Raw genomic sequence first — 7,069 nt, forward strand, 5'->3', positions numbered from 1 at the left:
CGCGGCCGCCGGCCGCCGCCGGCACCGGCAGCCGCGCATGCCCGGCTACCCGCACCATGTCGAGCGCCGCACGCACCGCGCGGCGCGCGGGCCGGTCGATATCGCCTTGCAGGCCGAAATGGAACAGCTGCGTGTCGCCGAGCCGTCCGCCTGCGTGCGCGCCGTAACCGACGGCGATATCGGCGCACTTCGTCAGCCACTGTTCCTCGTAGCCGTCGAGCGCATTGCCGTGCTCGGTTCCGGCATGGCGTTGCCGCCCCTCTCCGGCGATCGTCACGCAACAGCACAACGTGGTGATCTGTCGGAATTCGCCGAGCGCGGCGATCGTCTCGCCGTGCGGTGCAAGCGGGCGCGGATGCATCTGCCGGCCCGCGCGACCGGCATCGAACTGTCCGACGAGCGCGGCGAAGTTGAGCGCGCGAAACTGCGCCGCGAGCGCGTCGGCCGACGCGGCGCGCTGCTGTGGATTCTTGTTCAGTGCGTGCCGCAGTACCGCGCCGAGCGGATGCGACGCGATCGATGGCGGGAGCGCGACATCCACGGGGCTCAGTTGCTGATAGAGGATGTCGGCCACGCTTGCGCCTTGCATGACGACATCGCCCGTCAGGCATTCGATCACGATCAGGCCCCACGCATAAAGATCGCTTGCGGGTGTCGGCGGCTCGTTGCGCAATTGCTCCGGCGCGCAATAGGGCGGCGAGCCGAGCACCTCGGTCGCCAGCGTCGCGGTGTCACGCGCGACGTCTTCGGTACCGGGCAGCAACGCACCGATGCCGAAATCGAGGAGCTTCGCGTGCGGCCCGTCATCGGCCATCGTGATCACGATGTTCTGCGGCTTCAGATCCCGATGGACGATGCCGCGCCGATGGGCGGCCGCGAGCGCGTCGAGCACCTCCGTCATCAGCCGCCCCGTGTCGATGGCCGACAGCGGCCCTTGCGCCGCGAGCCGGTCGCGCACGGTCCTGCCCTGCACCAGTTCGAATACGGCGAACAGCCGCCCGTCGGGCGCTTCCCCCTGGTCCAGCAGGGCCACGATGTTCGGATGCCGCAGCGCCTCGCACAGGCTCGTCTCGCGCCGGAAGCGCGCACGCCGGCGCGCGCGCTCCGCCGCGCTCAGCGCGGCATCGTCCCGCATCAGCTTGATCGCGACATCTTGCCCCGTCTCGCCGCAGGTCGCGCGAAACACCACACCGTTGCCGCCTTCGCCGAGCAGCGCGCCGAGCCGGTAATGCCATTTGCCGGCAAGCGCCGCGAAAGGCGCGGCATGCTTGGGCGGCGCAACGGCGTCCGGCCCGACTGGCGGGCGAAATGCGGTCGGCAACACGGCCGGTTCGCGCGCGTTCACGGGCAATGGACAACCGGGGCCGGCGCCGCACGCTGCACGCCGATACGCGGCCCGACGGCCGGCACCGACTGGCATTCGAGGTGCTCGCCGCGCATGACGCGGAACGAAAAATCGCCGAAACGGACGCTGCCGCGCCGGCGCTCGACGAGCTGGCTCGCGCCCAGCCCCGGCAAGGCCGCGAACTGGCTCCGCGCGCGGTGAATCTGCACGTTGACATGGGACGTATCGATGCCGAGCATGCGTGCCAGCCGGTCGAGTTCGATCCATCCTTGCGTGGCGGCGTCGTAGCCGGCCTGCATGTCGGCCGAGCGTGCGCGGGCGAGCGTGACGAGGCTGTAGTGATGGGCGCGCTCGCCGAGGTCGACCACGCCGCCGCGGACATGCAGCAGCATGCGCACGTGCTCCTCGTTCCGGCTGACGAAGAATTCGAGCAATTGCGCCGGCCCGGCCGGATCGGCGGGTGCGGCGAGCATCACCGTCGAGCCGTGGCGCACGAGTGCGAGGCGCCACGCGAAGTCGCCGGTCGACACTTCATCGCCGTCGTGGAGCGCGCGCGGCGGCAACGTGTCGTCGCACAGCCATTCGCCGGCCGGCGAACGGACGATCGTGACCGGCTGCGCGGCCGGGGCAGGCAGGATCTGGCGCGGTGCGAGCACGATAGGCGCCGCGGCGCCGCGTATCGGCCATAGCGTATCGGCCGGATCGTCGAGCGTATCGACACGCCAGGGTGCAATGCCGGCCCTGCCGAACCGGATCACGTCGCCGCGCTGCAGCACCGCGTGCTCGCCGTCGCGCAATGCCACGCCCGATACCGACGTGCCGTTGCTGCTGTGATCGTGGAGCTCCCAGAGCCCGCCGACCCAGCGGATATGGGCATGGACACGCGACACCGACCCATCCCGGATGACCGTGTCGCAGCGCGCGTCGTCGCGGCCGAACACGTGATACGCGCGGAGCAGGCATGCTTCTCCGGAAGAATCGTTCTTGAGTATCGCCATGGCCGCCCCGTGTCGGATTCGCCCGGATCGCTCGCGTGACGCATCGACGCCACCGAACAAGCGATTGATTCAATGATCGCGAACGGTGCCGACCGTTCGCCGCCTCGTTACCTGATTTTTCTGGTCGCCTTCGTTTCCAATCGTTGCCCGGCGCGCCGCGCGTTATTTCGGTAAATTGAATTGTCGAGTGCTTTGTTGTTTTAAAGCCGGACAACCTGATGAAAATCCTGCCAAATTAAATCACGCATCGCAACCGGAATACCCGGCTCGGGGGGCTTTATATTGCAATGCTTCACATTTCGACGAATTTTCAGGGTCGCAAATAAAGGGGCGAAATTCTTCATCGCCGTGCAAATGACCGCCGGACAAGCGCTGCAACGGATGACGTCATTGAATTACGAGGTGGATTCGACGACCTTTGCTGTCGCGGACAATTTGTTTGATCGGGCGATAATTAAATTAAATAATTTCCTGAATTTAAACAATGGTCATCTATGTTCTTATAATCGACATTGATTAATTTATTCATAAATCCGGCTGCGCCACTCGGAATGTTTCGGGAAATCATCGGCAAGCGCGTGCGCCGCGATCAATTATTTGAATGACCGCAACACCGGATCCGGCACCGGCCGTCCGGGCGCCGGACGCCGGGCCGACGACGACATCGACGGAACGCGCCGACAGGAATTCGCGCCGCCGGCCGCTCGGCACAACCGCACGCCCCCATCCCACCCCAATAATCCGTCCTTGACACCCTATCTTTCGATATATATCTTTAGATATGTTTTCCGATACATAGGACACGATCATGCGACACAACCCCTCCCGCGGCCATGCCCGATGCGACGGTCATGGTGCGCATGCCGGCCCTGACTGGTTCGCCGGCCTCTGGCACGCGATCGGCCGCCACCGTCGCGGCCACGACCCGTTTAGCGGCGGCGGTCCGTTCGGCGGCCGTGGCGGACGCGGTGGCTTTGGCGATTTCGGCGACGACGGCATGCCGCGCGGCCGCCAGTTCAGCTCCGACGATCTCCAGTTGCTGCTGCTCGCGCTGGTCGCCGAGCAGCCGAGCCACGGCTACGAGCTGATCAAGGCGCTCGACACGCGCTCGAACGGCTTCTACAGCCCGAGCCCCGGCATGGTGTATCCGGCGCTCACGTATCTTGAGGAAGTCGGCTTCGTCGCATCGCAGGCGGAAGGCAATCGCAAGCGCTATGCGCTGACCGATGCCGGCCGCGCGCATCTCGACGCGCAGCGCGAACGTGTCGACACGCTGTTCGCGCGCCTCACGCACCTCGCACGCAAGATGGAATTCATGCGGCGCGCGTTCGCCGGCGAATCGGCAGGCAGCGAAGCATCGGACGATGCACAGCCCGGCTGGCTTCCGGAGTTCGTCGACGCGCGTCTCGCGCTCAAGCGGGCGCTGCTGCACAAGAGCGCCGCCGATGCCGACGAACAGCGGCGCATCGCGGCGATCATGCGCCGCGCGACGGCCGAAATCGAAGGCGGCACCGGCGCGTAATCCGCGCCGCCTCGCAAAAACCTAAGGAGAACGGATTGATACAAAACACATCCGAGCGCACCGTGACCCGCGTGCGCCATACCCTCAAGTTCCGCCTGCTGCAGGTCGTGCGCGTGCACACCGTGACGCCGCATCTGCTGCGCGTCACGCTCAGCGGCCCCGACCTCGCTGATTTCGAATCGTCGTCGTTCGACGACCACGTGAAGGTGTTTTTTCCGCCGCCCGGCGCCGAGCAGCCCGCGATGCCGACGCTCGGCGCGAATGGCCCCGAGTTTCCCGAAGGCGAACCGAAGCCGGTCGCGCGCGACTTCACGCCGCGCCGCTTCGACCGCGCCGCCTGCGAACTCGATCTCGAATTCGTGCTGAACCATCCGGGCCCCGCATCGCAGTGGGCGGCGCAGGCTCGCGTCGGCCAATGGCTCGGCATCGGCGGCCCGCGCGGTTCGTTCGTGGTCCCGATCGATTTCGACTGGCATCTGCTGATCGGCGACGATACGGCGCTGCCGGCGATCGCACGGCGTCTCGAGCAGCTGCCGGCCGGCGCCCGTGCGGCGGTCGTGCTGGAAGTCGCGGATCGCACCGCGCAGATCTCGTTCGATACGCGCGCCGACGTGCATGAAATCTGGCGCTTTCGCGCCGAAGCCGACGCGGCGGACGGCGATGCGCTGCTGAATGCGGTGCGCGAACTGCCGCTGCCGTCCTCCGGCGACGGTTATGTCTGGGCGGCGGGTGAAGCGCAGTCGATGCGCGCCGTGCGCCTGCACCTGACCGGCGAGCGCGGCATCGACAAGTCGCGCATCCGCGCGGCGGCATACTGGAAGCGCGGTGCGGCGGCCGTGCACGAAACGCTGGAAGACTGACGCGAACGGGCGCCCGCGCATCGGCGGGCTTGGCATCGGCGGGGCGGCTGGTATATATGTATGTCTGCGACGCCGCTGTCGGGCGACAGCCGCCGCAGCCCGCCCAGGAGCGCCCGGTCATGACAAGAGAAAGCCACGCTTCGCCTTTCCTTCGCCACCTGAAGATCGCCGGCTATTGCAGCCTGGCGGCCGTCGTGCTCGCGCTGTTCGTCGCGATGTGCGCGATCCTGAAGGAAAGTTCTCTCGAACGCGACGCCGCCCGGCACCCGGGCGAAACGCCCGAACTGCACGAAGCAGGCGACAGCACGTCGGCATCGGCCGACGCGGCCAAGACGCCCGGTTGATGGCGTCCGGCCCGTACTTCTCCCGCTTGGCTCTCTCAGGGCGTGCGCTCGCGCCCCATCATCACCGCGTGCACCACGTCGCCGATCCGTTCGAGCAGCTCGACCACGCGTTGCCCGTACAGGTGCGCAGCCAGCGCGCCGGCCGTGCCGACCAGCACGCCGCCGGCCATGTCGAACGGCCAGTGCACACCCGCATACACCCGACCCCATGCAATCGCGACGGCCATCGCAGCCATCACGAACCCGGTCAGCCGCGTGGTGCCGGCGAGCATCATGCCGACGGCGAGACTCCACGCGAACGTCATGTGGTCGCTCGGAAACGAGCTGTCCGGCGCATGCGGAATCAGTTGCGTGCCGACGCCGGCCATGAACGGCCGCGGCGAAAACCAGAAATGCCCGAGCACCTGCGCGAGCGCCAGCGCCACGCATGTGCCGACGCCGGCTTCGATCGCCTGCCGCCGCGTCGGGCGTTCGCCGAAGATCCAGGTCAGCAGCAGCATTGCAGGCAGCGCGTAGACGAGCCAGTCGGCGGCGAAGATCGCGAGGCGGGCAACGCCGGGGTGCGGCGCGGCGCCGGCATTGATGGCGGAAAACAGGGTGAGATTGAGGTTCTGCATGAATCCGATTGCGTGGGGCGTAATGAGTGGACCGGCCGTGCCGGTCGGAGGCAAACGATGCTAGGGCGCACCCGCTTAAGCGTTGCTTAATGCGTCGGCCTACCGGTGATGAGGGCCGGCCCGTGCGCCGCGCGCGAACGCACTTAGAGCCCGCACTGCAACACAAGTTCACACAATTGACACATCCGCGCGCGACCGTCTCCCGTAAAAACTCACCAACCCTCCCGTAAAGCCTCACCTTTTTCACATCGTGGTGTCATTGATGCGTGCGAACTTCGGGCCGCCGGGCGCCATCCACCCCCGTTTGTGCCGCCCGCCTCAATATTTAGGCGGCAAATGAATCGAAATCGGCAACAATTAATTCCATATGCGGCATCGCACAACGGCGACGCACAGGCATACGATTACGACCAATCATCCACGAAGCGATCAACACCAAGGAGTCCGCATGAAAATCAGCGATGTCCGATCGAACGCGTTTGCGATGCCGTTGACCAGCCCTGCTTTCCCGATGGGGCCATACCGTTTCGTCGATCGTGAGTTTTTGATCATCACGTATCGCACCGATCCGGACCGTCTGCGCGAGATTGTCCCCGAGCCGCTGCAGATCACCGAGCCGCTCGTGCATTACGAATTCATTCGCATGGCCGATTCGACCGGCTTCGGCGACTACACCGAAAGCGGCCAGGTGATCCCCGTCGAATACAACGGCCAGGCCGGCGGCTACACGCTCGCGATGTATCTCGACGATCACCCGCCGATCGCCGGCGGCCGCGAGCTGTGGGGCTTCCCGAAGAAGCTCGCGTCGCCCACGCTGCACGTGAACACCGATCACATCCTGGGCACGCTCGACTACGGCAAGGTGCGCGTCGCGACCGGCACGATGGGCTACAAGCACAAGGAACTCGACATCGAAGAGCAGGCGAAACGCCTCGCCGGCCCGAACTTCCTGCTGAAGATCATCCCGCACGTCGACGGCACCGCACGCGTGTGCGAACTGGTGCGCTACTACATGCAGGACATCAAGATGAAGGGCGCGTGGACGGGCCCCGCGTCGCTCGAGCTGGCGCCGCACGCACTTGCGCCGGTGGCCGACCTGCCGGTGCTCGAGATCGTCGAAGCCCGCCACATCGTCGCGGATTTGACACTCGGCCTCGGCGAAGTCGTCTACGATTACCTGGCTCAATAACACGTCCGCAGTCCTTTCTCCCTGTCAATCCTTTCACCACGGGAAATTCGAAATGAGCAACCTGAATGGCAAGACCGCAGTCGTCACGGGCGCCGCAAGCGGCATCGGCAAGGAAATCGCACTGGAGCTCGCCAAGGCGGGCGCGGCCGTCGCGATCGCCGACCTGAACCAGGACGGCGCGAACGCGGTTGCCG

Annotated in this window: 8 protein-coding genes; 5 read left to right on the top strand and 3 right to left on the bottom strand. The window is 66.1% G+C overall.

The genetic code is table 11. The features are described 5' to 3' along the window. Positions 1–1,345 (bottom strand): protein kinase (locus F3J14_RS32740; protein WP_166726435.1); only part of this gene is annotated, 1,345 nt, incomplete at its 3' end. Beyond that, positions 1,342–2,343 (bottom strand): FHA domain-containing protein, encoded by a 1,002-nt coding sequence (locus F3J14_RS32745; RefSeq protein WP_166726436.1) that lies wholly within the window; start codon positions 2,341–2,343, stop codon positions 1,342–1,344. The genes F3J14_RS32740 and F3J14_RS32745, both read right to left, overlap by 4 nt. Positions 2,344–3,151: 808 nt before the next feature. Between F3J14_RS32745 and F3J14_RS32750 the strand changes: the two genes are divergently transcribed. From F3J14_RS32750 to F3J14_RS32760, 3 genes are all read left to right on the top strand, one after another. Beyond that, positions 3,152–3,865, top strand: a complete 714-nt coding sequence (locus tag F3J14_RS32750; protein WP_166726437.1) for a PadR family transcriptional regulator — start codon at positions 3,152–3,154, stop codon at positions 3,863–3,865. A 35-nt stretch (positions 3,866–3,900) separates the two neighbouring features. Beyond that, positions 3,901–4,725, top strand: a complete 825-nt coding sequence (locus F3J14_RS32755) for a siderophore-interacting protein (protein ID WP_168736396.1) — start codon at positions 3,901–3,903, stop codon at positions 4,723–4,725. Between the two features lie 119 nt (positions 4,726–4,844). Continuing rightward, entirely contained in the window at positions 4,845–5,069 is a 225-nt protein-coding gene (locus F3J14_RS32760; RefSeq protein ID WP_166726438.1) for a hypothetical protein, read from the top strand. A gap of 35 nt (positions 5,070–5,104) precedes the next feature. Here the strand turns inward: F3J14_RS32760 and F3J14_RS32765 are convergent, their stop codons facing one another. Beyond that, positions 5,105–5,686 (bottom strand): undecaprenyl-diphosphatase, encoded by a 582-nt coding sequence (locus tag F3J14_RS32765; protein WP_166726439.1) that lies wholly within the window; start codon positions 5,684–5,686, stop codon positions 5,105–5,107. 448 nt (positions 5,687–6,134) lie between these two features. Here F3J14_RS32765 and F3J14_RS32770 point away from each other — a divergent pair, with 448 nt between their 5' ends. Both F3J14_RS32770 and F3J14_RS32775 read left to right on the top strand, forming a co-directional pair. Continuing rightward, entirely contained in the window at positions 6,135–6,875 is a 741-nt protein-coding gene (locus tag F3J14_RS32770) for an acetoacetate decarboxylase (protein WP_006755415.1), read from the top strand. Positions 6,876–6,927: 52 nt separating this feature from the next. After that, a partial coding sequence (locus F3J14_RS32775) for an SDR family NAD(P)-dependent oxidoreductase (RefSeq protein WP_131932263.1) occupies positions 6,928–7,069 on the top strand: 142 nt, incomplete at its 3' end.

This window comes from Burkholderia sp. Tr-862, assembly GCF_011753085.1.
Lineage (GTDB): Bacteria > Pseudomonadota > Gammaproteobacteria > Burkholderiales > Burkholderiaceae > Burkholderia > Burkholderia ambifaria.

What these genes read in the sequence shown, in the direction of transcription:
- F3J14_RS32745 (WP_166726436.1), bottom strand. Translation starts at nt 2,343, where the DNA reads ATGGCGATACTCAAGAACGATTCTTCCGGAGAAGCATGCCTGCTCCGC.
- F3J14_RS32750 (WP_166726437.1), top strand. Translation starts at nt 3,152, where the DNA reads ATGCGACACAACCCCTCCCGCGGCCATGCCCGATGCGACGGTCATGGT.
- F3J14_RS32760 (WP_166726438.1), top strand. Translation starts at nt 4,845, where the DNA reads ATGACAAGAGAAAGCCACGCTTCGCCTTTCCTTCGCCACCTGAAGATC.
- F3J14_RS32765 (WP_166726439.1), bottom strand. Translation starts at nt 5,686, where the DNA reads ATGCAGAACCTCAATCTCACCCTGTTTTCCGCCATCAATGCCGGCGCC.
- F3J14_RS32770 (WP_006755415.1), top strand. Translation starts at nt 6,135, where the DNA reads ATGAAAATCAGCGATGTCCGATCGAACGCGTTTGCGATGCCGTTGACC.